The organism is Streptosporangium sp. NPDC001681, assembly GCF_040298085.1.
Classification (GTDB): Bacteria; Actinomycetota; Actinomycetes; order Streptosporangiales; family Streptosporangiaceae; genus Streptosporangium.
Window position 1 is genome coordinate 1 of the sequence record NZ_JBEOZN010000138.1, and the last position, 24,714, is coordinate 24,714.

The 24,714-nt window shown below is 71.5% G+C and carries 19 protein-coding genes; 1 reads left to right on the plus strand and 18 read right to left on the minus strand.

Features of this window, described 5'->3' with window-relative positions; genetic code table 11:
- Window positions 1-500 precede the first annotated feature (500 nt).
- The 3 genes from ABT130_RS39515 to ABT130_RS39525 are packed head-to-tail and all read right to left on the minus strand — an operon-like array spanning window position 501 to window position 2,420.
- The gene (locus ABT130_RS39515; protein ID WP_350964474.1) at window positions 501-1,430 is read right to left on the minus strand and encodes an RluA family pseudouridine synthase; all 930 of its coding nucleotides are present in this window, start codon (window positions 1,428-1,430) and stop codon (window positions 501-503) included.
- Window positions 1,423-2,049 carry a signal peptidase II gene (locus ABT130_RS39520; RefSeq protein WP_350964477.1) on the minus strand — a complete coding sequence of 209 codons (627 nt, stop codon included), beginning with the start codon at window positions 2,047-2,049 and terminating at the stop codon, window positions 1,423-1,425. The genes ABT130_RS39515 and ABT130_RS39520 overlap by 8 nt, the downstream gene beginning before the upstream one ends.
- On the minus strand, window positions 2,013-2,420 hold the full coding sequence (locus tag ABT130_RS39525) for a TraR/DksA family transcriptional regulator (protein ID WP_386274343.1): 408 nt from the start codon (window positions 2,418-2,420) through the stop codon (window positions 2,013-2,015). Before ABT130_RS39525 ends, ABT130_RS39520 begins: the two co-directional genes overlap by 37 nt.
- 471 nt (window positions 2,421-2,891) lie before the next feature.
- Between ABT130_RS39525 and ileS the strand changes: the two genes are divergently transcribed.
- A complete protein-coding gene (ileS, locus tag ABT130_RS39530) occupies window positions 2,892-6,050 on the plus strand; it encodes an isoleucine--tRNA ligase (protein WP_350964480.1) in 3,159 nt (1,052 codons plus the stop codon).
- Window positions 6,051-6,271: 221 nt separating this feature from the next.
- Here ileS and ABT130_RS39535 read toward each other — a convergent pair whose 3' ends face one another.
- From ABT130_RS39535 to ABT130_RS39605, 15 genes are all read right to left on the minus strand, one after another.
- Window positions 6,272-8,128, minus strand: a complete 1,857-nt coding sequence (locus ABT130_RS39535) for a hypothetical protein (protein WP_350964483.1) — start codon at window positions 8,126-8,128, stop codon at window positions 6,272-6,274.
- 43 nt (window positions 8,129-8,171) lie between these two features.
- On the minus strand, window positions 8,172-9,029 hold the full coding sequence (locus ABT130_RS39540; protein ID WP_343980728.1) for a DivIVA domain-containing protein: 858 nt from the start codon (window positions 9,027-9,029) through the stop codon (window positions 8,172-8,174).
- Between the two features lie 49 nt (window positions 9,030-9,078).
- Entirely contained in the window at window positions 9,079-9,366 is a 288-nt protein-coding gene (locus ABT130_RS39545) for a YggT family protein (RefSeq protein ID WP_030909817.1), read from the minus strand.
- Window positions 9,367-9,448: 82 nt separating this feature from the next.
- Window positions 9,449-9,952 carry a cell division protein SepF gene (locus ABT130_RS39550; protein WP_350924541.1) on the minus strand — a complete coding sequence of 168 codons (504 nt, stop codon included), beginning with the start codon at window positions 9,950-9,952 and terminating at the stop codon, window positions 9,449-9,451.
- Between the two features lie 119 nt (window positions 9,953-10,071).
- Window positions 10,072-10,776, minus strand: coding sequence for a YggS family pyridoxal phosphate-dependent enzyme (locus tag ABT130_RS39555; protein ID WP_350964486.1), 705 nt, complete (start codon window positions 10,774-10,776; stop codon window positions 10,072-10,074).
- A gap of 91 nt (window positions 10,777-10,867) precedes the next feature.
- The gene (gene ftsZ / locus ABT130_RS39560; RefSeq protein WP_350924537.1) at window positions 10,868-12,241 is read right to left on the minus strand and encodes a cell division protein FtsZ; all 1,374 of its coding nucleotides are present in this window, start codon (window positions 12,239-12,241) and stop codon (window positions 10,868-10,870) included.
- A gap of 225 nt (window positions 12,242-12,466) precedes the next feature.
- Window positions 12,467-13,126 carry a cell division protein FtsQ/DivIB gene (locus ABT130_RS39565; protein WP_350964497.1) on the minus strand — a complete coding sequence of 220 codons (660 nt, stop codon included), beginning with the start codon at window positions 13,124-13,126 and terminating at the stop codon, window positions 12,467-12,469.
- Between the two features lie 49 nt (window positions 13,127-13,175).
- Window positions 13,176-14,582 (minus strand): UDP-N-acetylmuramate--L-alanine ligase, encoded by a 1,407-nt coding sequence (murC, locus tag ABT130_RS39570; RefSeq protein WP_350964488.1) that lies wholly within the window; start codon window positions 14,580-14,582, stop codon window positions 13,176-13,178.
- 116 nt (window positions 14,583-14,698) lie between these two features.
- Entirely contained in the window at window positions 14,699-15,787 is a 1,089-nt protein-coding gene (gene murG / locus ABT130_RS39575; RefSeq protein ID WP_350924531.1) for an undecaprenyldiphospho-muramoylpentapeptide beta-N-acetylglucosaminyltransferase, read from the minus strand.
- A 14-nt stretch (window positions 15,788-15,801) separates the two neighbouring features.
- Window positions 15,802-17,082: a putative lipid II flippase FtsW gene (gene ftsW, locus ABT130_RS39580; protein ID WP_350964490.1), complete on the minus strand. Its 1,281-nt coding sequence runs from the start codon at window positions 17,080-17,082 to the stop codon at window positions 15,802-15,804.
- Complete coding sequence (murD, locus tag ABT130_RS39585) at window positions 17,079-18,500, minus strand: UDP-N-acetylmuramoyl-L-alanine--D-glutamate ligase (protein ID WP_350964492.1); 1,422 nt, start codon at window positions 18,498-18,500, stop codon at window positions 17,079-17,081. The genes ftsW and murD overlap by 4 nt, the downstream gene beginning before the upstream one ends.
- Window positions 18,482-19,540, minus strand: coding sequence for a phospho-N-acetylmuramoyl-pentapeptide-transferase (gene mraY / locus ABT130_RS39590; RefSeq protein ID WP_350924525.1), 1,059 nt, complete (start codon window positions 19,538-19,540; stop codon window positions 18,482-18,484). The genes murD and mraY overlap by 19 nt, the downstream gene beginning before the upstream one ends.
- Window positions 19,537-21,108, minus strand: a complete 1,572-nt coding sequence (locus ABT130_RS39595) for a UDP-N-acetylmuramoyl-tripeptide--D-alanyl-D-alanine ligase (RefSeq protein ID WP_350964495.1) — start codon at window positions 21,106-21,108, stop codon at window positions 19,537-19,539. Before ABT130_RS39595 ends, mraY begins: the two co-directional genes overlap by 4 nt.
- 12 nt (window positions 21,109-21,120) lie before the next feature.
- Complete coding sequence (locus tag ABT130_RS39600; RefSeq protein WP_350924521.1) at window positions 21,121-22,665, minus strand: UDP-N-acetylmuramoyl-L-alanyl-D-glutamate--2,6-diaminopimelate ligase; 1,545 nt, start codon at window positions 22,663-22,665, stop codon at window positions 21,121-21,123.
- Window positions 22,666-22,705: 40 nt separating this feature from the next.
- The gene (locus ABT130_RS39605; protein ID WP_502992242.1) at window positions 22,706-24,436 is read right to left on the minus strand and encodes a peptidoglycan D,D-transpeptidase FtsI family protein; all 1,731 of its coding nucleotides are present in this window, start codon (window positions 24,434-24,436) and stop codon (window positions 22,706-22,708) included.
- Between the last annotated feature and the right edge of the window lie 278 nt (window positions 24,437-24,714).

Below are 24,714 nucleotides of genomic sequence, written 5' to 3' on the forward strand. Positions count from 1 at the left end.
CGGGGGGTGGGCCCGCCCCCCGCCGCCCCGGGGGGGCCCCCGCCCCCCGCCCAAACCCCCCCCCCCGGGGGGGGGGGGGGGGGGGGCGGGGGGGCCCCCCCCCCCCCGCCCCCCGCGGGGGGGGGGGCCGGCGACCCCGCCCCTCGGGACAGACCGTCGGACGAGCCGACGGGTGAGCCTTCGGGGAAACCGTCCCAGGACGGTTCCGAGCAGCCCGAGGAGCCCTCCTCGGGCGACCGGGGAGAGGACGACCAGGGAGGACAGGACGACGGGGGCGAGGGGGCCGAGGAGGGTTCGGGCCAGGGCGACGCGCCGGGCCGGGGGCAGCAGGGCGACTCCCCCGACCAGATCGCCCCAGACGCCGGGGCGGTCGCCCTCGGCGCGAGCGCCCGGGGCAGGGCCTGAGAAACCACCGGAAACGGTGAACCCGGCAACGGCCGGACGCGCCGGCAGGGCCACCGGCGCGAAGGCACGCCCGCCGCGGGGACCGGCGGGCCGCGCTAGGACTCGGCGGCGACGACCTTCAGGGCGTGGGCCAGGTCGTCGGGGTAGGCGGTGGTGAAGGAGACCCACTCGCCGGTGGTGGGATGCTCGAAGGCCAGGGAGACCGCGTGCAGCCACTGCCGGCTCACTCCCAGCCGCGCGGCCAGGGTCGGGTCGGCCCCGTACAGCATGTCGCCGACGCACGGGTGGCGCAGCGCCGACATGTGGACCCGGATCTGGTGGGTCCGGCCCGTCTCCAGCTTGATGTCCAGCAGCGACGCCGCGCGGAACGCCTCGATCGTGTCGTAGTGGGTGACCGACTCCTTGCCCCCCGCCACGACCGCCCAGCGGCCGTCCCCGACGGGGTGGCGGTCGATCGGCGCGTCCACGGTGCCGCGGTGCGGGTCGGGGTGGCCCTGGACCAGCGCGTGGTAGCGCTTGTCGACGGTGCGCTCCTTGAAGGCCCGCTTCAGGTGGGAGTAGGCGTGCTCGCTCTTGGCGACGACCATCGCGCCGGTGGTGTTGGCGTCCAGCCGGTGCACGATGCCCTGGCGCTCGGCCGCGCCGCTGGTGGCCACCCGGTGGCCGGCGCCGAGCAGGCCGCCGATCACGGTGGGTCCGGTCCAGCCGGTGGTCGGATGGGCGGCCACGCCGACGGGCTTGTTGACGACGACGATGTCGTCGTCCTCGTACACGATGTGCATGCCGGGCACGGGTTCCGCCACCGGCATCGGCGCGGTGGGCGGCGGCGGGAGGGTGACCTCCAGCCAGGCGCCCCCGTGGAGCCGGTCGGACTTGGCCGCGGTCGAGCCGTCCACCAGCACGTCACCGGCGACGATCAGCTCGACCGCCCGGGTGCGGGAGAGGCCGAACAGGCGCGACAGGGCGGCGTCGAGACGCTCGCCCTCCAGCCCGTCGGGGACGGGGAGACTCCGCCGGTCAGCCATTGCCGTTCTCCTTCGCTTCCTTCTCGGCTCCCGTGTCGCGCGTGCCGTCGATCTGGTAGCCCCGCCAGGCGAGGAAGACCGCCAGGATGCCGCCGCAGACGATCGCCGAGTCGGCGATGTTCCAGACCGGGAAGTGGCCGGGGAAGGTCTCCACGAAGTCGACCACGTGTCCCTGCAGCGGTGCGGGCCTGCCGGAGCCGAAGCCCGAGGGCCAGCGGAAGATCCGGTCGGTGAGGTTGCCGAGCGCCCCGCCGAGCAGCAGGCTCAGCGTGATCGCCCAGGGCAGGCTGCGCAGGTTGCGCGCGGTACGCAGGATCGCCACCACGACGGCGGCCGCGACACAGGTGAAGACGATCGTCATCCCGGTGCCGAGGCCGAAGGCGGCCCCGGAATTGAAGATCACCCGGAACTGGAGCACGCCGGGGATGACCACGATGGGTTCCCTGCCCTCCAGGGTCTTCAGTACGAGGGTCTTCGTGGCGAGGTCGAGGGCGTAGACGATGGGGACGATCACCGCGAGCACGGCGATCCGCCGTGCCGCGAGCGGGGCGGCGGGGGCCGCCCCGTTCTCGGTGTCGCCGGTCAGCGGCGCTCCTCCCGCTGTTTGCAGGCCACGCACAGCGTCGCCCTCGGAAACGCCTGAAGGCGCTCCTTTCCGATCGGCTGATGGCACGATTCGCACACTCCGTAGGTCCCCGCGTCGATCCGGGCGATCGCTCGCTCGTTCTGCGCGACCAGGTCGCGCGAGTTCAGGGTAAGGGCGATTTCGCGCTCACGTTCATACGTCCGCGCTCCGGCGTCGGCCTGGTCGTCGCCCGCGCCGTCGGTAACGTCGCTTGACGCGATCTCGATCTCGGCCTTGGCGATCTCCTTGGTAAGCTCACGGCTCTCCGCGACCAGTCGCCCGCGGACCTCCGCGAGTTCCTCGGCCGACCAGGTGACGACGGCACCGTCGGATGACGGCGCTGCCGCGCTGTTGTCTGCGCGCACGGTCGCGGCCATGGCGACCTCCTTGCTCGATCGGACCGTATCCAATGTGGTAAACGGTGCGGGCAGCTTAGGTCCCTCATAACAGAACGACAAACGACCCGCCGCAATGTTTGCCAATCCAGTAACATCCGGTCGCTTCCCCCTGATTCCCCCCAGCCGCCTCTGATATGGGGAAGCTTCCGGCAGGCGGGTGCGTTATCGTGTGAGCCTGCACGGCGTTGATGGGGACAGCAACCTCCGCACCCCCTCGCACGAGCGACCCGGGGACGGTGCGAGCCCGGGGCGAGGCGCTGAGGGAAGATCACCCCGGAGCCGCCGGAAGAACGGCCGTGACGGCCCAGTAGACCCGGCAGCAGACCAAAGGAAGAGGGCCTTCTCGCACGCGAAGGCCAAGGAGGGTGGTACCGCGGGGCCCCAACAGCCTCGTCCCTCCACGCCACAGCCGATTCCAGCGTGGAGGTCCAGCCCATCATGTCCGCCTATTTCCGCTCTCTTCCTGCGCAGGTCGATCTTCCCGCGCTTGAGCACGAGGTGCTCGACCGCTGGCGGGACGGCAAGATCTTCGAGCGCTCGGTCGAGCAGAACACCGGCGGCCCCACCTGGGTCTTCTACGAGGGCCCGCCCACCGCCAACGGCATGCCGGGCGTCCACCACGTCGAGGCCCGCGTCTTCAAGGACGTCTTCCCCCGCTACAAGTCGATGCGGGGCTACAGCGTGCCCCGCAAGGCGGGCTGGGACTGCCACGGGCTACCCGTCGAGGTCGCCGTCGAGAAATCCCTCGGTCTCTCCGGCAAGAAGGACATCGAGGCGTACGGCGTCGCCGAGTTCAACGCCAAGTGCCGCGAGTCGGTGCTGCGGCATGTGGACGCCTTCGAGGAGATGACCGAGCGGATGGGGTACTGGATCGACCTGTCCCAGGCCTACCGCACGATGGACCCGGCCTACGTGGAGTCCGTCTGGTGGTCACTCAAGGTCATCTTCGACAAGGACCTGCTCTCCCGCGACTTCCGCATCACCCCGTACTGTCCCCGCTGCGGCACCGGCCTGTCCGACCACGAGCTGGGCCAGCCCGGCGGCTACGAGACCGTCACCAGCCCGTCAGTCTACGTCCGCATGCCCGCCACCTCGGGACCGCTGGCCGACCTCGGCGCCTCGCTGCTGATCTGGACCACCACGCCCTGGACGCTGGTCTCCAACACCGCCGTGGCCCTGCACCCCGACGTGACCTACGTCGCGGCGCGCCCCGCGGGGTCCGACGAGGTCCTGGTGGTGGCCGAGCCGCTGGTGGTCTCCGCGCTGGGCGAGGGGGCCGAGGTCCTGGCCTCCTTCCAGGGCGCCGACCTGGAGCACACCACCTACTCGCGCCCCTTCGACCTGGTCGACATCCCCGGCGCGCACTACGTGGTGCTCGGCTACTACGTCACCACCGAGGACGGTACCGGCCTGGTTCACCAGGCGCCCGCCTTCGGCGCCGACGACATGACGACCTGCAAGCGGTACGGGCTGCCCGTGGTCAACCCGATCGGCCCCGACGGCCGGTTCCTCGACAGCGTGCCCCAGGTCGGGGGCCAGTTCTTCAAGGACGCCGACGAGGGGCTCACCGCCGACCTGCGGGCGCGCGGCCTGCTCTACCGGGGCAGCCACTTCGAGCACAGCTACCCGCACTGCTGGCGCTGCCACACCGCACTGCTCTACTACGCCCTGCCCGCCTGGTACATCCGCACCACCGCGATCAAGGACCGGCTCCTCGCCGAGAACGAGAAGACCAACTGGTACCCCGAGACGATCAAGTGGGGCCGCTTCGGCGAGTGGCTGCGCAACAACGTCGACTGGTCGCTGTCGCGCTCGCGTTACTGGGGCACCCCGCTGCCGCTGTGGATCTGCACCGCCGACGAGTCGCACGTCACGTGCGTCGGCTCGCTGGAGGAGCTGAGCCGGCTGTCCGGCCGGGACGTCTCCGCGCTCGACCCGCACCGCCCCTACGTGGACGACGTCACACTGCCCTGCCCCACCTGCGGAGCCGAGGCCCGGCGGGTGCCCGACGTGATCGACGCCTGGTACGACTCGGGCTCGATGCCGTTCGCCCAGTGGGGGGCGCCGTACCGCAACGAGGAGATGCTCGAGAAGGCCTACCCGGCGCAGTTCATCTGCGAGGCCACCGACCAGACCCGCGGCTGGTTCTACTCGCTGATGGCGGTCGGCACGCTCGTCTTCGACCGGTCCTCGTACGAGAACGTGCTCTGCCTCGGCCTGATCCTGGCCGAGGACGGCCGCAAGATGAGCAAGCACCTGGGGAACGTGCTCCAGCCGATGCCGCTGATGGACCAGCACGGCGCCGACGCGCTGCGCTGGTACATGGCCTGCTCCGGCTCACCGTGGGCGGCCCGCAGGGTCGGGCACGGCGCCCTTGAGGAGATCGTCCGCAAGGTCCTGCTCACCTACTGGAACACCACCTCCTTCTTCACCCTGTACGCCAACGCCGAGTCCTGGTCGCCCTCCAGGCTCGCCGAGGCTCCCGCGTACGCCGAGCGCCCGCTGATCGACCGCTGGGCCCTCGCCGAGCTGCACCGGACGGTGGCCGAGGTCACCGCGTCGATGGACGTCTTCGACACCGCCCGCGTCGGGCGTCGGCTCTCGGAGTTCCTCGACGACCTGTCCAACTGGTACGTGCGACGCTCCCGCCGCCGCTTCTGGGCCGGTGACACCGCGGCGTTCGCCACGCTCTACGAGTGCCTGGAGACCGTCACCCGGCTGATGGCACCGGTGGTGCCGTTCACCACCGACTACGTCTGGGACGTGCTCCGCGACACCGACGCCCCTGTCTCGGTCCACCTGGCCGACTGGCCCGAGGTCAACGGCGAACTGCTGGATGAGGAGCTGTCGGAGCGGATGGCCCTGGTCCGCCGCCTGGTGGAGCTGGGCCGCTCGGCCCGCGCCTCCAGCGGGGTGAAGACCCGCCAGCCGCTCGGCCGTGCCCTGGTCGGCGCCCCCGGCTGGGCCACGCTCCCGCCCGAGCTGCGCGAACTGATCGCCGACGAGCTCAACGTCAAGGGCCTGGAGGACCTGTCCGGGATCGGGGCGGACCTGGTCTCCTTCACGGTCAAGCCCAACTTCCGGGCGCTGGGCAAGCGGTTCGGCTCGCAGACCAAGCTGGTCGCCGCGGCCGTCACCGCCGCCGAGCCCGCGGAGCTCGCCCGCGCGCTCCGCACCGGCTCGCCGGTCTTGGTTGACGCCGGAGAGCTGGGAGCGGTGGAGATCGGCGCCGACGACGTGATCGTCACCGAGCAGCCCAGGTCCGGCTGGGCGGTGGAGGCCGCCTCCGGCGAGACCGTCGCCCTCGACCTGACCATCACCGACGAGCTGCGCCGCTCCGGCCTGATCCGCGACGTCATCCGCCTGCTCCAGGACACCCGCAAGTCCACCGGCCTGTCGATCTCCGACCGGATCGACGTGTGGTGGTCCACCGGTGACGCCGACCTGGCCGAGGCCCTGCGGACCCAGGGCCGTGCGGTGGCCGACGAGGTCCTCGCCGTCTCCCTCACCGAGGGCGGCGCCGAGGGCCTTCCCAGCCACAGCGACGCCGAGCTGGGACTGACCTTCCAGCTCCGCCGCGCGACGGCCACGGCCTGACGGCGGAGCGTTCCGGCGTCACCGGACGGCCGGGCTCCCGGAGAGCCCGGCCGTTCCGGTTCACACCGGAGCGACCGGCCCGGCGCCACAGGTGGCGCTCGGCGTCCGTCACGGCCCGGAAGGAACCGTCACCGCACGGCAGCGGTGGTCCGCGGGCACCGCGACACGCCCGCCTCCTCGCGGTGAACGGTGAGCGAGGCGGGCGGTGGTCACGCCAGGTGTCAGCTCTGGCCCCGGTGGTCGTTCAGGCAGATCGAGCAGTTGATCAGGCCGGCTCCCTCGGCCTCGACCAGGGAGATGACCTCGATACCGCTGTCGCCCGCGCCCTTGATCAGAGGGCAGGCGGGGTCATGAAAGCGACGGGTGCCGATGATGACCATGACGGTCCCGTCGCCCGCCTTCTGCTCCTCGGCCCCGGGGTCGCCCTCGGCGTCACGGTCCTTGGGAGAAGGACCGGCTGCGGGCTCCGCCGAGGTGGAGTCGGCCGCTACCTGCCCGGCGCGCCCGGGTGCGGTCTCGGCCGGCTCCACCGGCTCGGCTGTCGTGCCATCGGCGGTGGCCCGGCGCCCGGAATCCGATGCCTCTCGGGCTCCCGGCTCCTCGGGCCTCTCAGGCTCCGCGGAGCCTGAGTCTGCGGCTCCGGGCTTGCCCGAGGGGGACGGCTCCGACGGGGCGGAGTCTCGCCCGGCGGTCTCGGCTCCTGGGCGGGGCCCGGGTGCCGAAGGCCCGGCTTCGGCCTTGGCCTGTGCCCCGGCCTTGGCGGCCCCGGACGCGGCGCTCTCGGACGCGGCCGGCTCGGACGCCGTGACCTTGGACGCAGCGGCCTTGGACGCAGCGGCCTCGGACGCAGCGGCCTCGGACGCAGCGGGCTCGGACGCAGCGGGCTCGGGCTCGACGTTCCCGGGGCCGGTGCGCTCGGCCTCGCCGGTTTCCGGCTTGGCGCTCTCCGGCGCCTCTCCCCGGCTCGCGGAGGCGCCGCCCACGGCCGGTCCGGGCTTGGCGGGCTCCGCCGCCTCGGGCTCGGGCCTGGCCGGAGCCACCGGGGTCTCCGGCTTGGACGCCTGGGCGACCATGTCGCGGCTGAACCAGCTGGTGGCCTCGGACTCGGCGTGCGGGATCTCGGGGACCTTCGGCAGCCGGATCGGCACCGAGGGGGTCGAGGGCTCCGCCGCGCGGAGCGGGGGACTCACCGGCTCCTGGGGCCGTACCTGCGGCTCGGAGGACTGAATGTAGGGCCGGGCGACCGGGACGACGGGCTCCTGCGGGGAGCGCGGGGGCTCCTGCCGGGACACGGCGCTCTCTCGCCTGGCGGCTGGGTTCTCCGGCCTTGGCGGGGACTCGGGCCGTGCTCCGGGGGCCTGCTGCCCTCCGGCGGGGGCCGCGGGCCGCGCGGGACGGTACGGGGCGGTGAACCTGGCGGTGGCCTCGTGCGGACCGGGCTCACCGGCGCCGCCTGCGGGGCCGGACTCCGGGGAGGCGCTCAGGGGCTCGGCGGGCTCCCGCACCCCGGGCGGGGTCTGGTGCGGCCTACTTCCGGCGGCGGGTTCCGGCAGGCAGGTGGTACAGGGCGTGAAGCCCTCCTCACGAGCCTCCTCGTGGGTGAGCTCCTCATGATCCCTGCCGGCCAGCTGGCGGCACCCCGCGACGTGATAGCGCTTGCGGCCGGGGATGACCAGCACGATCGCCTCGGCGTCCAGGGCGCCCCGCCTCGCGACGGTGGCGGTGGCCGGCCCGGCCACCGGGCCTCGTCGCGGCTGGGTCGGGGCCACGGGCATCTGCTGCCGCATCCCGTGCTGCGCCATCATGTGCGGTGGCACGGGAGGCTGGTTCGGCACACCGTGCGGCGCGGGGACGGACCCGGCCGGCATCGGTCCCTTCTCGGGAAGGGGCGGAGCGGCCCCGGCCTGCCCGCCGGGGAACAGCTCGTGGCGCCGCAACAACGCCCCGATCACCAGGAAGACGGCGGACAGCACGCTGACCGCGATCGACCACATGACCAGAAACGGTTTGGCCAGCACGATCCCCACGATGAGCAGGACGATGGCCGTGAGTACCAAACCGGCGCTGATAAGGATCACAGAAAGACTCCCGGATGCGGGTCAAAGGGGGTGACCCGACACCTTAGCGGCGGTCGTTGTGAGGACCGTCAACGCCCTGGAAGGCGCCCGAATGCTGCGACGGGTCGCCGCCGAACGGGTTGGGCGCGCCCTGGAGCGTCGGCTGACCACCCGGGGCCACCGCGTGGGACATGGCCGGAGGCCCGCTCACGATCGGGAACCCGCCGCTGCCCTCGGCAGCCACATTGAGCTCGGCCAGCTGGTTCTCCAGATACAGTTTCAGGCGGCTACGGTACTCGCGCTCGAAGCTGCGGAGCTCCTCGACCTTGCGCTCGAGCTCGTCACGGGTCTGCACCAGCGAGCCCATGGCCTGGCGGTGCCGCTCCTGCGCGTCGCGCTCCAGCGTCTCGGCTCGGGCACGTGCGTCACCGATGACCTGCTCGGCCTGGCGACGTGCCTTGCCGAGGATGTCGTCGGCCTCGCGGCGCGCCCGGGTCACCGTCTCGTCCGCCTCCCGGCGGGCGTCGGCGATGGCCTGGTCCGCGGTCTGCTGCGCGAGGGCGAGCACGCGGGCCGCAGTGTCCATGTTGTCCTCGGCCGGAGGCATTCCCATTCCGACGGGAACGGGCTGCTGATGCTGCACCGGCTCGGGAGCGCGCATCGGCTCCGGCTGCTGCATCATCATCTCGGGCTTGGGCTCGGCGATGGGGGCGGGCGCCATGGCCATGCCCATCCCGCCGGGGACCTTGCCCCGCAGGCACTCCGCCAGCTTGGCGCGGAGCTCCTCGTTCTCCTGAATGAGACGGTCCAACTCGGACTCGACCTCATCGAGGAAGGCATCTACCTCTTCCTCGTCGTAACCCGGCCGAAGGCGGGTCGTACTGAATTGCTTGTTCCGCACATCGGCGGGAGTCAGCGGCATTTCGGTCTCCTTGGCGCGCTTGGAGTCTGTCCGGGGGGACGGTACCCGATCAACGAAGCGCGGACACGAGTTGGATCAAGACCAAGACCACAATGAACAGCACTGTGAAGCTTAGGTCAAAGGCCACCGTACCCAACCGGAGTGGTGGAATGAAACGGCGGAGGAACTTGAGAGGTGGGTCGGTCACCGTGTATACGGCTTCCGCCAGCACCAGGACGATGCCTGTGGGGCGCCACTGACGTGCGAACGCCTGCACCGTCTCAAAGATCATTCTGCCGATCAGCAGCACGAGGTAGATGGACAGGACGAAGACCAAGATCCCGCTAACGATCCCCACGGTCCGTCCTCGCCTCCACTCCGCTCTGCCGTCCTTCGTCCCATCGGGACCCGTCGGGCCGGTCACTGTTCATAGTGGAACTCTAGCTCTGGTTGAAGAATCCGCGTTCCGCGATTCGAGCCTTGTCCTCGGCGGTCACCTCGACATTGGCTGGGGACAACAAGAACACCTTGTTGGTAACACGTTCAATGCTGCCATGTAGGCCAAAGACGAGACCTGCCGCGAAATCAACGAGCCGCTTTGCGTCACTGTCAACCATCTCGGTCAGGTTCATGATGACGGGAGTGCCGTCACGGAAGTGCTCACCGATGGTCCGCGCCTCGTTGTACGTGCGGGGATGAAGGGTGGTGATGCGCGCCAGATCGGTCGTGCGGCGCTCCAGGACAGCCGTCGCGGGCCTCGGAGCGGGCACGCCTGGGTCGGTGTCGTCCGAGAGGTCGTGGACCGTGCCAGGACGCTCGTCGCCCTCCCGGCGCGTGTCGTCGAACTCCTCGTACTCGTCGTCGGGGTAGCTGTCGTATCTCTCGTAGCGGTCGTCCTCAACAAGACCGAGGTAGACCGCCATCTTGCGCATCGCGCCGGCCATCGCTACTTCTTCCTCCGTCTTACTTCGATGTGCCCGAGGGGCCAGCCCGACCGCCCTGAGCTCACCACCGTTCGACCGCTGTCCGGATACGCGGACGCCAAGGTCCACTTGAAGGGACATTACCTGACGAAGGGCTTCCTGCGACCGAGCAACGCCGTACCAACACGCAGGTGTGTCGCACCGTTGGCGATGGCCTGGGACATATCCCCGCTCATCCCCGCCGAGATGACGCCGGCGCCCGGGTGGGCGTCCTGGACGGACCGCGCGATCTCCCTCAGCCTCGCGAACGCCCTGCCCGGCTCCTCCCCCAGCGGCGCGACCGCCATCACCCCGCCCAACTCAAGCCCCGGCGCTCCGGCGACGGCGTCCGCCAGCGCCTCGGCCTGCTGTGGTATCACGCCGCCCCTGGCGGGGTCACCGTCGAGCGCCACCTGTACCAGGCAGGTGATCCGGCGCCCCACCCCGAGCGCCTCCCTGCTGAGGGCGGTGACCAGGCGCGGGCGGTCGACCGAGTGGACGACGTCCGCGTAGCCGACCACCGAGCGGACCTTGTTGGTCTGCAACTGGCCGACGAAGTGCCACCGCAGGCCGAGGTCGGCGCACTCCCGCGCCTTGACCGAAGCCTCCTGGTCGCGGTTCTCCCCGACGTCACCGATCCCGAGTCCGGCCAGCAGCCGCACGTCGGAGGCGGGGTAGGTCTTGCTCACCGCGATGAGCGTCAGCTCCTCGCGGCTGCGGCCGGCGGCCCGGCAGGCTTCGGCGATCTCCGCCTCGACCCGGGCCAGCCCGGCCGCGATCTCATCTCGTCGTGTTGTTTCCGTCACATCTCCGCCGCTCGGACACTGGCAAACCGGCGGAGCCCATTCTTCCCGGCACGGCCGGGTGGCTCTGCACCCACCCCCACCGTGAGCGATGTCACTTCAGGAAGTCGGGAACGTCCAGTTCCTCTTCCTGCTCCTCGAAGATCACCGGTCGCCGCCGGGCGGGGTCGGTGACCCTCGCGGAGATCGGCGTCGGCTGCGAGGGCTCAGGGGCCGGGCGCGGGATCGACAGCGGAGGGGAGTGCGGCTCCTCCACGCGGTGCGGCTCGGAGTGCTCCACCGGCTGTACCGGGTGGATCTGCTGGGGCGGGGGCGTCGGCTCCGCCGGCGGGGTGACGACCTGCCGCACCGGCGAGGGCGGCAGGTGCTCCACCCTGGGCTCCGGACGGGGCTCAGGGCGGGGCTCCGCCTTGACCGTGGGCGCCAGCGGGCGGACCGGGGCGGCCGCCGAGGGCGGCGGGGCGGGACGCGAGGCGGGCTGCGGGCGGGACGCCGGCTGCGGGAGTTGCTTGGGCTCGGGAGCGGGCTCGTCGAAGCCGGCCGCGATCACGGTGACGCGCACCTCGTCGCCGAGGGCATCGTCGATGACCGTACCGAAGATGATGTTGGCGTCCGGCGCCGCGGCGGTGGAGACGAGCTGGGCCGCCTCGTTGATCTCGAACAGGCCGAGGTCGGAGCCGCCGGCGATCGAGAGCAGCACGCCGTGCGCGCCGTCGATGCTGGCCTCCAGCAGCGGGCTGGACACGGCCATCTCGGCCGCCGCGACCGAACGGTCGTCGCCGCGCGCGTGGCCGATGCCCATCAGGGCCGAGCCGGCACCGGACATGACCGACTTCACGTCGGCGAAGTCAAGGTTGATCAGTCCGGGCGTGGTGATCAGGTCGGTGATGCCCTGGACACCGGAGAGCAGCACCTGGTCCGCCGCCTTGAAGGCGTCCAGCACGCTCACCTGCCGGTCGGAGATCGACAGCAGCCGGTCGTTCGGGATCACGATGAGGGTGTCGACCTCCTCGCGGAGGGTCTCGATGCCGGCGTCGGCCTGCATCGCCCTGCGCCGCCCCTCGAAGCTGAAGGGCCGGGTCACGACACCGATGGTCAGCGCGCCCAGGGTACGGGCGATGTTGGCCACCACCGGGGCGCCTCCGGTGCCCGTGCCACCGCCCTCACCGGCCGTGACGAAAACCATGTCGGCGCCCTTGAGGACCTCTTCGATCTCCTCACGATGGTCCTCGGCCGCCTTGCGCCCGACTTCGGGGTTGGCTCCCGCGCCGAGGCCGCGAGTGAGCTCACGCCCGACGTCGAGCTTGACGTCGGCGTCACTCATCAGCAGCGCCTGGGCGTCGGTATTGATGGCGATGAACTCGACGCCCTTGAGTCCCTCCTCGATCATCCGGTTGACGGCGTTGACTCCGCCTCCGCCGATTCCTACAACCTTGATGACCGCGAGGTAGTTCTGCGGTGCTGCCACGACGAGGGGCCTTTCCGCTCGTTGACTTGCAATTTCATGCGGCACGGGGCCCGTGCCGTCGTTTCCAAAACCCTCACCCTCAAGTTGAGATTTAGCTTTATGTCAACCTGAGGAGTGATACGGACAGTAGGAGTTACGCTCCTGGCGGGTCAACTAACCGCGCCGCAAGCACGTCCAGCGTGTCGCGGGCCGTCCTTTTCCGGGAACGTCCGCCATCCGATGAGATCACTTAACCGTCACGACGTCAGGCGAACTGACGTCATAGGTGTCGGCCGGACGTCTGAGCAGCGTAACAAGGATCCGGGCCTTGTCCGCGGGACGGTCGCCGCCGCCCCACACGATCGCGCGGCCGTCCTTCAGCCGCAGCGAGACCGTCTCAGCCGACGGTGCGAGCACCTCCGCGACCCGGCGGGCCAGATTCTCCGGCAGCGCGGCGATGACCGTGAGCGCCGCCGCGGTCGCCGGGTCGCCCGGCCCCGGCCGGTCCACCCGCAGCACCGGCAGTGTGGGGGGCGCGACGTCCTTGACCTCGGTGACCATCCCGTACCGGTCCATCAGCGCCGACCTGTCGCCGACCGGCACCACCGCCACCGGCCTGCGCTCCACGACCTTCACCCGCAGGGTCCCCGGCCAGGCGCGGCTGACCGTCACCGACTCGATCTGGGTGATCCGGCCGATCCGGTCCTCCACCTCGGCCAGGTCGACCGTGGCGAGGGGCTTGCCGCCGGCCACCTGCGCCGCCCGCCGGATCTCCTCGGTGGACAGGCCCGCGTTGCCCACCACCTGGATCTCCCGCACCCCGAGCACCGGGGAGAAGAACACCAGCCACGCGGCGATGCCCACCACTCCCGCGGTGAGCAGGGCCAGGAAGGCCGACCGCCACACGCCGTTCAATGCCACTCCCCCTCCGGCGACCCGCGCCCGCTGGCATGGGTCACCGCGCGGCCAGCTCCGCCACGATCCTGGGACCCAGCTCGGTCACGTCGCCCGCGCCCATGGTCAGGACGATGTCCCCCGGCCTGGCCAGGCTCGCGACCAGGGCGGGCACGCCGTCCCGCTGGGGGGCATAGGCCACCCGCTCCGCGGGCAGCGGCACCTTGCCCGCCACCAGCGCCCCCGACACGCCAGGCTCGGGATCCTCGCGGGCGCCGTAGACGTCCAGGATGACGGCCTCGTCGGCCAGCCCGAGCGCGATGCCGAACTCGTCGGCGAAGAACCTGGTGCGCGAGTACAGGTGCGGCTGGAAGACCGCGATGACCCTGCCGTCTCCCGAGAAGGACGCCACCACGTCCCGCGCCGCGCGCAGGTCGGCGGCCAGCTCGGTCGGGTGGTGGGCGTAGCTGTCGAAGACCGCCACCCCGCCCGCCTCGCCCTTGGCCTCGAAACGGCGCTTGGCGCCGGTGAAGGCCGCCAGACCATCACGGATCTCACCAAAGGGGACACCCAGCTCCCCCGCCACCGCGATGACCGCGGCCGCGTTGAGCGCGTTGTGACGGCCCGGGACCGCGAGCCTGACCTCCCCGTGTCCGTGGACCGTGAAGGTGATGCCCAGCCCCTCGGGAGAGATCCCGCCCACCCGCAGGTCGGCGTCCTCCGCCGCACCGTACGTGATCACCTTCAGGCCGCGGGCGCGGGCGATCGGGACCAGCGCGGCGGAGCCGGGATCGTCGGCGCAGATGACCATGGTGTCGGCCACCCGCTCCACGAACCGGGCGAAGCTATCGTGAACCGCACGCGGGTCACCGTAGTTGTCCAGATGGTCCGGCTCGACGTTGGTCACCACGGCGATGTCGGGGGCCAGCATGAGAAAGGAGCCGTCGCTCTCGTCGGCCTCGGCGACGAACACCCCGCCCGAGCCCTCGTCGGCGCCCAGCCCCGTCGTCACCAGCTGCCCGCCCACACAGTACGAGGGGTCGGCGCCGCACTTCTGCAGCGCCACGGTGAGCATCGAGGTCGTGGTGGTCTTGCCGTGGGTGCCGGCCAGCGCGACGCCGGTCCTGCCCGCCATGACGGAGGCCAGCGCGGCGGCCCTGGGGATGACCCGCAGGCCCTGGCGGAGCGCCTCGCCCAGCTCGGGGTTGGAGTCACGGATCGCGGTGGAGACCACGACGGTGTCGACCTGCTTGATGTGCGAGGCGGCGTGGCCGATGTGAACCCTGGCCCCCAGCTCCCGCAGCTCGGTCGCCATGTCCGACCCTCGCGCGTCGCTGCCCGAGACCTGCACGCCCCGTTTAAGCAGGATGCGCGCGATTCCGGACATCCCAGAACCGCCGATCCCGATGAAGTGGACCCGTCCCAGGTCTCCGGCCGCAACCGGATCCACCAGCTTGACCAGGCTCATCGGCCGCTCACCCCTCCTCGTTCGCCGTGCGGACGCCCTCGTCCCGCCCTGCCCTCTCGCCGGAGGCGAGCGCGGGCAGCCCCGCGCTCACCGCGTCGGATCCGCTCCGCGCCCATTCAGCCTCTCCCTCGCACCGCGACCTGCAGCACCCTGCGCGCCAGCGTCACGTCGGCGTCCTTCCTGCCCATCTGAGACGCCGCCTCGGACATGGTGACCACACGTTCGGGGTCGGACAGGATGGGCAGCACGTTCTGAATGATCCACTCCGCTGACAGCTCGGCGTCGTCGATCATCAGGCCGCCGCCGCCCTGCACGATCGGCGTGGCGTTGAGCCGCTGCTCGCCGTTGCCGTGCGGCAGCGGGATGTACGCGGCCGGCAGGCCCACCGCCGTCAGCTCGGCGCAGGTCATCGCGCCGCTGCGGCACAGGGCGAAGTCGGCGGCGGCGTAGGCCAGGTCCATCCGGTCGACATACTGCAGCACGACGTACTGCGGGTCGCCGGGCGGCGGTTCCTCCTCCAGCGTGTTCTTCGGGCCGATGACGTGCAGCACCTGCACTCCGGCCCGGCGCAGCACGGGGGCGGCGGCCAGGGCCGCCTGGTTGAGCGAGCGGGCCCCCTGGGAGCCGCCGGTGACCAGCAGCGTGGGCAGGTCGGCCTCCAGACCGAACCAGGACCTGGCCTTGTCACCCATGGACAGCCGGTCGAGGTTGACGATCTCACGGCGCAGGGGGATGCCGATGTACTCGGCGTGGTTCAGCGGCGTGTCCGGGTGGCCGGTGAACACGTGGTCGGTGAGGCGCGCGCCCAGCCGGTTGGCCAGGCCGGGGCGCGGGTTGGCCTCGTGGACCACGATCGGCACGCCGCGCCGCCGCGCCGCCAGGTAGGCGGGGGTCGCCACATAGCCGCCGAAGCCGACCAGGACGTCGGCCTGGACCCGGTCCATGACGGCGGCGGCCGCGTTGATGGCGCCCGCCAGACGGCCCGGCACGCTCAGCAGCTGGGGTGTCAGTGTCCGGGGCAGCGGCACCGCGGGCACCAGTTGCAGTTCATACCCCCTGGCCGGAACCAGCCTGGTCTCCAGACCTCGCTCGGTGCCGAGGCAGGTGATCCCGATGTTGGGGTCGAGTTGGCGCAGCGCGTCGGCCAGAGCCAGCGCCGGTTCGATATGACCGGCCGTCCCGCCGCCGGCGAGGACCACCCTCATGTCGGTCCTTTCGCTTATCGTCTTCCACGGCCCGGCCGTCGTTTCCCGGCCGGACCACCCAGGCCAAGCCAGCTTAGGCCCCGCGCCACCGGTCCGGGGCCATGGGCCGCGAGAGCCTCGCGGGCGCCGGGTTCGTGCTTGGCGAACGACAGGAGCATGCCGAGGGCGGCCAGGGTGGGCAACAGGGCCGACCCACCGTAGGAGACCAGCGGCAACGGGATACCGGTGATGGGCAGCACGCCGATGACGGCGCCGATGTTGACGATCGCCTGACCGGCGATCCAGGCGACCGCGGCGGCGGAGGCGAGCCGGACGAACGGGTCCTTGACCCGGGTGGCCACCCGCAGCCCCGCGTAACCCAGCAGCCCGAACAGGGCCACCACGACGAGCGTGCCCATCAGTCCGAGTTCCTCGCCGAGGATGGAGAAGATGAAGTCGCTCTCCGCGTGCGGGATCCAGCTCCACTTCTGCCTGCTGGACCCCAGGCCCAGCCCGAACCAGCCACCGCTGCCCATCGCGATCTGCCCCTGCACGGCCTGGAAGCCGGCCCCCTGGGCGTTGCCCCACGGGTCGAGCCAACCCGCGATCCGTGCCGAGCGGTAGCCCTCGGTGCTGATCATGACGATGGTCGCGAGCACCGCCACCGCGAGGATCCCGCCGAACAGCCTCAGCGGCGCGCCCACCACCCAGAGCAGCGACAGGAAGATCATCATCAGCACCAGCGTGGTGCCGAGGTCGCGCCCCAGCATGACCATGACGGCCAGGATCGCGGTGCCCGGCATCAGCGGGATGAACAGGCTGCGCCACTCGATCAGGCCGTTGCGCGCCCTGCGGGCCAGCAGGTCGGCCCCCCAGATCGTCAGCCCGAGCTTGGCGGGCTCGGACGGCTGCAGGTAGATGGGGCCGAGGTCGATCCAGCGCTGGGCGCCGAGCTGGGAGGTGCCGACGAACAGCACCAGCACCAGCCCGAGGATCGACAGCGCCATCAGCGGGTAGCCGGCGAGCCTGAAGAACCGGGGCGGCAGCTGGGCGCAGATCCACATCAGCGGGAGGGCGATCCCGGCCGAGACCGACTGCTTGAAGAACCAGTAGAAGGGATCTCCCTTCTCCTGCAGCGCCTCGATGCTGGATGCCGACAGCACCATCATCAGGCCGAGGACGAGCAGCAGGGCGCTGCACCCCAGGATCAGGTAGTACGAGGTCAACGGCCGGTTGAGCAGCTCGCGGAAGGCGAGCAGGTGCTCGCGGAAGCCGTCCTGACCCCGGGGGGCGCTCTCCTGCGCCGTCGCGCTCACGCCCGTCCCCCGTCGTGCCCTGCGGCGAGACGGTGCACGGCTCGGGCGAACGCCTCCCCTCGTGCGGGATAACCGGAGAACATGTCCCAGGAGGCACCGGCCGGGGCCAGCAGCACGGTGTCTCCGGGGGCGGCGAGCCTGGCGGCTTCGGTGACGACACGGTCCATGACCCCAGTGTCTTGCCCGGCCACCTCCACCACCGGAACATTCCCGGCGTGTCGCGCCAGAGCCTCGCGAATTCGTTCGCGGTCGGCGCCCAGGAGGACCGCGCCGCGCAGGCGGGGCGCGGCGCGGCGTACCAGCTCGCCGACGTCCGCGCCCTTGAGCTGCCCGCCCGCCACCCAGACGATCGACGGGTAGGCGGCCAGTGAGGCAGCGGCGGCGTGCGGGTTGGTGGCCTTGGAGTCGTCCACGTAGTCGACCTCGGCGACCCTGGCCACGTGCGCGATCCGGTGGGGGTCGGGCACGAAGTCCAGCAGGCCCTCGCGCACCGCGGCGGCGCTCACCCCGTAGGCCCTGGCCAGCGCCGCGGCGGCGAGCGCGTTGGCCACGTTGTGCGGCGCGAACGGGCGGATGTCGTCGAACGAGGCGAGTTCCTCCGCGTTGGCCGCGGGATCGGCCACGAACGCCCGGTCCACCAGCAGGTCCTCGACCACGCCGAGCCGGCCCGGTGAGGGCACGCCGAGGGTGAAGCCCACGCTGCGTACCGCCGTGCCCTCGTACCGCGCGGCGAGACGGGTCGCCCACTCGTCGTCGGCGTTGTACACGACGATCCCGGCCCTGGCGAAGATCTCCCCCTTGACCCGGGCGTACTCCTCCATGGAGCCGTGCCAGTCGAGGTGGTCCGGCGCCACGTTGAGCACCGCGGCCGCGTACGGGGCGATGCTGGGCGAGCGGTGCAGCTGGAAGCTGGACAGCTCCACCGCCAGCACGTCGCCGGCCCCGGCGACCGCCTCCACCACCGGGGTGCCGACGTTGCCGACGGCGAGCGCCCGGTGCCCGGCGGCCAGGAGCATCGAGGTGAGCATCCGGACCACGGTGGTCTTGCCGTTGGTACCGGTCAGCGCCAGCCAGGGAGCGGCTTCGCCCGGGCGGAGCCGCCAGGCCAGCTCGACCTCGCCGATCACCTCGATCCCCGCCGCCGCGGCGGCGGCGAGCAGCGGGTGGTGCGGCGGCCAGCCCGTGGTGACGATCAGCGAGGTGCCCTCCGGGGGCTCCGCGGGCTCACCGAAGCGGACCTCGACACCGAGCTCGGCGAGCTCGCCCGCGAGCGCCCTGGCCCGCTCGCCGTCCCTGCCCTCCAGGACGACCACCTTCTCGCCCCTCGCGGCCATCGTGCGGGCCACGGCCGTGCCCGAGACCCCCAGCCCGGCGACGCAGATCACATGGCCTTTCCCACTCACAGCCTGGGCATCCATTCCACGTAGAAGATCCCCAGCCCGGCGGCCGCGCACAGGGCGGCGATCAGCCAGAAGCGGACCACGATGGTCGTCTCGGCCCAGCCCTTCAGCTCGAAGTGGTGCTGGAGCGGGGCCATCCTGAAGACCCGTTTACCGGTCATCTTGAAGGAGCCCACCTGGATGATCACCGACATGGTGATCAGCACGCACAGCCCGGCGAGGATGATCAGCAGGAGCTGGGTCCTGGTGGTGATGGCCAACCCGGCGAGCACGCCGCCCAGGGCCAGCGAGCCGGTGTCACCCATGAAGATCTTCGCGGGTGGGGCGTTCCACCACAGGAAGCCGACCAGCGCGCCGAGCACCGCCGCGGCGACCACGGCCAGGTCCAGCGGGTCGCGGACCCAGTAGCAGTTGGGCCCGAGCTGGGTGGTGCAGCTGTTGCGCAGCTGCCAGTTGCCGATCAGCACGTACGAGGCCAGCACCACGCCGGTGGCACCGCTGGCCAGGCCGTCGAGACCGTCGGTGAGGTTCACCGCGTTGGAGAAGCCCACGATCATGATCAGTACCCAGATGATGAACCCGATGAGCCCGATGGAGGGGCCGAAGTCCCTCAGGAACGACAGGCGCGTCTCGGCCGGGGTGATCAGGTAGGCGTTGGGGAAACGGGTCACCAGGACCGCGAAGACCGCGCCGACGATGAGCTGGCCCAGTGCCTTGGCACCGCTGCGCAGGCCCAGGCTGCGCTGCTTGTAGATCTTGATGAAGTCGTCCAGGAAGCCGACCGCGCCCAGGCCCGTCATCAGGAACAGCACCAGGACCGCGGAGACCGTGGGCGGCGTGAAGCTGTAGAGGTGGGCGCAGGCGAAGCCGACCAGCGCGGCGATCACGATCACGGTGCCGCCCATGGTGGGGGTGCCGCGCTTGTCGTGGTGGCCGGAGGGGCCCTCCTCCCTGATGCTCTGCCCGTAGCCGCGCCGGGAGAACAGCCGGATCGCCAGCGGCGTGCCCAGCATGGACAGCAGCAGGCTGATCGCCGCCGCGACGAGGATCTCCCTCATCGGCGATCACCCCCGAGCAGCGCCGCGGCCACCCGCTCGAGGCCCGCGGCGCGCGGTCCCTTGACGAGCACGACGTCACCGGGGGCCAGCAGCGCCGACAGCTCCGCGCCCGCCTGTGCCGCGTCGGCGGCGTGCGAGACCCGGGTGGCGCCCTGGACCCCGGCTGCCGGGGCGTCACCGAAGGCGACGACGGGCGAGAGGCGGGCCGCCGAGCCGGTGCCCGGCGGCTCTCCCGCGCCCGGCGGGCCGCCCGCGGCGCGCGAGGCCTCCGCGTGCGAGGTCGGTCCGGCATACGCCGCAGGGGCACCGGCCGCCGGTACGCGGCCCGCGGCCTCCTGTACGGCGGCCTCCGCCCCGGCCAGGATCGGGTCGGCGTCGGGGCCGACGACGAACAGGCCGGCGAGACCCGCGCCCCCGGCCAGCCGGCCCAGCTCCTCATTGAACGCGGGACCGTCCTCGCCCAGCTCGCGCAGGGAGGCGATGACCGCGAAGCGGCGGCGATCGCCCGCGAGCGCGTCCAGGGCGCCGAAGGCGGCGCGCATGGAGTCGGGGTTGGCGTTGTAGGCGTCGTTGATCACGGTCACCCCGTCCTCGCGGTCGGTGACCTCCATCCGCCAGCGGCTGCGGGGCTCGGCCTCCGACAGCTCCTCGGCGATGGTGGCGACCGGCAGGCCGAGCTCATAGGCGGCCGCCGCGGCCGCCAGCGCGTTCTCCACCGCGTGCTCGCCGTACAGGCGGAGGCCGACCGGGGCGGCGCCGGACGGGGTGCGCAGCGTGAAGGAGGCGCGCCCCCGGTCGTCGACGGTCACGTTCTCGGCCCGCACGTCGGCGCCGGAGGCCCGGCCATACCAGGTGACGCGGGCACCGGTGCGTCCGGCCATGGCGGCCACCAGCGGGTCGTCGATGTTGAGCACGGCCACGCCGTCGGCGGGCAGCGCCTCGACCAGTTCGCCCTTGGCCCTGGCGATCTCCTCCTTGCCCCCGAAGACGCCCAGGTGGGCGGTGCCGACGTTGAGGACCACGCCGATCCTCGGCGGGGCGATACGGGTCAGGTGGGTGATGTGCCCGACTTCGCGCGCGCTGAGCTCGAGCACCAGGTAGCGGGTGTCCTCGTCGGCCTTCAGCACGGTCAGCGGGTGGCCGATCTCGTTGTTGAACGATTCGACGGGGGCGACCGTTGGACCGATCCTGGCGGTGAGCCTGGCCAGCAGGTCCTTGGTGGTGGTCTTGCCCGCCGAGCCGGTGATGCCGATGACCGTGGTCGCCGGCAGTTCGGCGCAGACGGCGGTGGCCAGGCCGGTCATGGCCGTCACGGTGTCGCCGACGATGACGGCGGGGACGTCGACGGGCCGGGAGGCCAGCACGGCGACCGCCCCGGCCTCGATGGCCTGGGCGGCGAAGTCGTGCCCGTCGACCCGGTCACCCTTGATCGCGACGAACAGCGACCCCGGTTCGACGGCGCGGGAGTCGATGACGACCGGGCCGCGCACCACCGCGCGTGGGTCGGCCATGCCCGCGAGGGCCCCCGAGGTGATCTCGGCGATTCTGGCCAGCGGCAACGGGATCATGATGCGTCTTCCCTACTCTCCATACGTGCTTCGGCGCCCGGTGCGGTTCCGGCGCCTGACGATCGCGTCGGCCACGACCTGCCTGTCATCGAAAGGAAGCACCTGGTCGCCGATGTACTGGCCCTGCTCGTGACCCTTGCCGGCCACGACGACGACGTCACCGAAACCCGCCCGGCCAATGGCCAGGTCGATGGCCGCGGCACGATCAGGCTCAATGATCACATGTGCGCGTCCGTCCTGGGACACACCGAGAACTCCGTCCATCATCTCCGCGAGGATCCGCAGGGGATCCTCGGAGCGGGGGTTGTCGCTGGTGAGAATAGCCACATCTGCCAGCCTTGCGGCGGCTTCTCCCATCATTGGGCGTTTACCACGGTCACGGTCACCCCCGCAGCCAAGAACCACAATGAGCCTGCCCGCGGTGACCTCGCGCAGCGAGCACAGGACCGACTCGACCGCGCCGGGCTTGTGCGAGTAGTCGACGATGGCCTGGAAGTCCTCCCCGCCGGGAACCCGCTCCATCCGGCCCGGAACTCCTGCCAGCGTACCTATGCCCGCCACCGCGGTTCGCAGCGGCACACCGGCCTCCACCAGTGCGACGACGGCGCCCAGGGCGTTGGCCACGTTGAAGGGGCCGGGCAGGGCGATCGTCGCGGCCTCCTCGACGCCGCCGGGACCCACGATCTTGAAGCTGCTGCCCTCGGGGCCCAGCCGCACGTCCACGGCCCGCCAGTCGGCCTCCACGGCGCCCTCGGCGGAGAAGGTGGTCATCGGGATCTTCGCGGTGCCGAGGAGCTCCCGCCCGTGGGCGTCGTCGATGTTGACGACGCCCACCCTGCTCATCTCGGGGGTGAACAACCGGGCCTTCGTCGCGAAGTAGTCGTCGAGATCCCGGTGGAAGTCGAGGTGGTCCTGCGACAGGTTGGTGAACAGCGCCACGTCGTAGGACACCTCGTCGACCCGGCCCAGCGCCAGCGCGTGGCTGGAGACCTCCATGGCCGCGGCGGTGACGCCCTGCTCGCGCATCAGGGCGAACAGGCCCTGCAGGTCGCTGGCCTCCGGCGTGGTGAGCTTCGGCGCGAAACGCAGCTCACCGACGTGGATCTCCACGCCCCCGATCAGCCCCGGCCGGTGTCCTGCGGCCCGTAGTCCGGCCTCCAGCAGGAAAGTGGTGGTGGACTTGCCACTGGTGCCGGTGACGCCGATGACCGTCACGTCCGCCGCGGGATTGCCGTACACCCAGGCGGAGACCTGTCCCAGCAGGCGGCGCGGGTTGGGCACGACGAGGACCGGCAGGCCGGTCGCGACCGCGGCCTGCCTGCCCGCCTCGTCGGTCAGGATCGCGGCGGCACCCGCGGCGAGGGCCTGCGCGGAGAAGTCGGCCCCGTGGGCCGTGGCCCCCGGCAGCGCGACGTAGAGATCTCCACGACACACCTGGCGCGAGTCGATGGTGATCCCGGACACCGCGGCCAGCGGCGCTCGCGACGTGCCCGAGGGCGCACCGATGAGGCTCGCCAGCCCGGAGAGCGGACGGGGTGAACTGGTTGAGGGTCGCATGGACGACGGGGGATGCACGGCGAGAGCGTACCTTCACTCGTCACCTCCCTGCGCGTATCCGCACCGGGGAGGGCCGGGTTCCGGTCGGGGGAATCTTCCCGCTCTTCAACGCGAACGTCATCAGCTGCTTGAAGACCGGGGCGGCGATCTCCCCACCGTAGTGGCCCTGCTGGGGATCCTGGAGCACTGCCAGGACGACCAGGCGGGGCTTGTCCACGGGAGCAAAACCAACGAACGTCGCGGTATATCCGCAGTAGCCCTGGCATCTGGTGTCATAGCGCATCGCGGTGCCCGTCTTGCCCGCCACCCGGTAGCCGTCGATCGCGGCGAGGTTGCCGGTGCCCTCCTCGCTCACGGCGGCCTCCAGCATGGCGGCGATCTCCCGCGCCGTACGCTCACTGACCACCCGGGTCCGCTCACCCGGCGCGGACGGCGTGAACGCGCCGTTCTCGCCGGTCGTACCGGCCACGATCTGCGGGGTGACGCGCACTCCGCCGTTGGCGATGGTCTGGTAGACGCTCGCCGTCTGGATCGCGGTCACCGAGATGCCCTGGCCGTAGGCGATCGTGCAGCGCTGGCTGCCCGACCAGTCCTTCCAGTCGGGCAGGAGCCCCGCCTCCTCCCCCGGCAGCCCGGTGCCGGGTTTCGCGCCGAAACCGAAGCGCTGGAGCATCGAGTGGAGCTTCTCGTCGCCGATCTTCTGGGTGGCCAGGATCGTGCCCACGTTGCTGGAGGTCGCCACGACGCCCGAGAAGGTCAGGCGCTCGGTGGCGTGCGGGTGGGAGTCCTTCAGCACCCGGTCGGCACACCTGATCTGGTCGGGGACGGTGAACAGGGTGTCCGGCCGCACGGCCCCCGACTCCAGCGCCGCCGCGGCGGTGATGACCTTGTTGGTGCTGCCCGGTTCGAACACGTCCGTGACCGACCGGTTGACCCGGTCCTCCACCGGGGAGTCCTTCCAGTTCCTCAGGTCGAGCTCCGGCGCGTTCGCCATGGCGATCAACTGACCGGTCTGCACGTCCATCACGATGGCGCTGCCGGTGCGCGCCCCGGTGGCCTTGACCTGCTCGCTGATCGCCTTCTGCGCGGCCCACTGGACGTCGCGGTTGATGGTCAGCCGCACGTCCCTGCCCTCGACCGGCGCCCGCAGGGTGCTGCGGGTCATCGGGATGCGCTGCCCCTTGGCGCCCGTCTCAATGATCTGCTCGCCGTCCCGGCCCGCGAGCAGCTTGTCGTAGGTGCTCTCCAGCCCGGCCAGTCCCGTGCCGTCGGTGCCGACGAAACCCAGCAGGCTGCCCGCCAGGTCGCCGCCCGGGTAGTCACGCCGGTAGCGGTGCTTGCTGCCGACGCCCTTGAACTCGTACGCCATGATCCGCTGGGCGAGCGCGGGATCGACGGCAGCGGCGATCTGCTCGTAGTGGCTGGTGCTGTCGGCCAGCTTGGCGGCGATCGGATCCTTGGCCTCGTTCAACTCCTTGGCCAGGACCGTGGCCACCCGGTCGCGCTGCGCGACGACCACCTGCGAGGGGTCCACGAAGATCTCGCGCGCCTCCAGGGTCAGCGCGAGCTCGTGTCCGTTGACGTCGGTGATCGAGCCCCTTCTCGCGGGCAGCTTCTCACCCTGTACGCGCTGCTTGGCCGCCTCGGCGGTGTAGACCTTCGAGTCGAGGCCCTGAAGCTGGATGAGCCGCCCCGCGAAGATGGACAGCACGAAGGTCATCGCCATCAGGCCGATGCCGATCCGCCTGCGGGGGTTGCCCAGGCGCAGCACCGCGGACGGGCGCGCCGGAGGCCGCGGTGGCCTGCCGCCGCCGCGTCCCATCGCGCGCGTGTACTCCTGCTCCTGGGGCCGCTCGTCCCCGCGCCTCGGCGCGGGCCTCGCCCGGCCCGGCGGGCCCGGTGACTCCTGGGGTCGCGCGGACCGCACCGGTCCGCGCCCGGTCTCGGCACCGGTGGGCCTGCGCGGCGCCCGCGGGGCGCCGGGCCTGCCCGAGACCCCCCACGCCCGGCGCGCGGCGGAGATCGGAAGACCACACCTAATAAAAACAA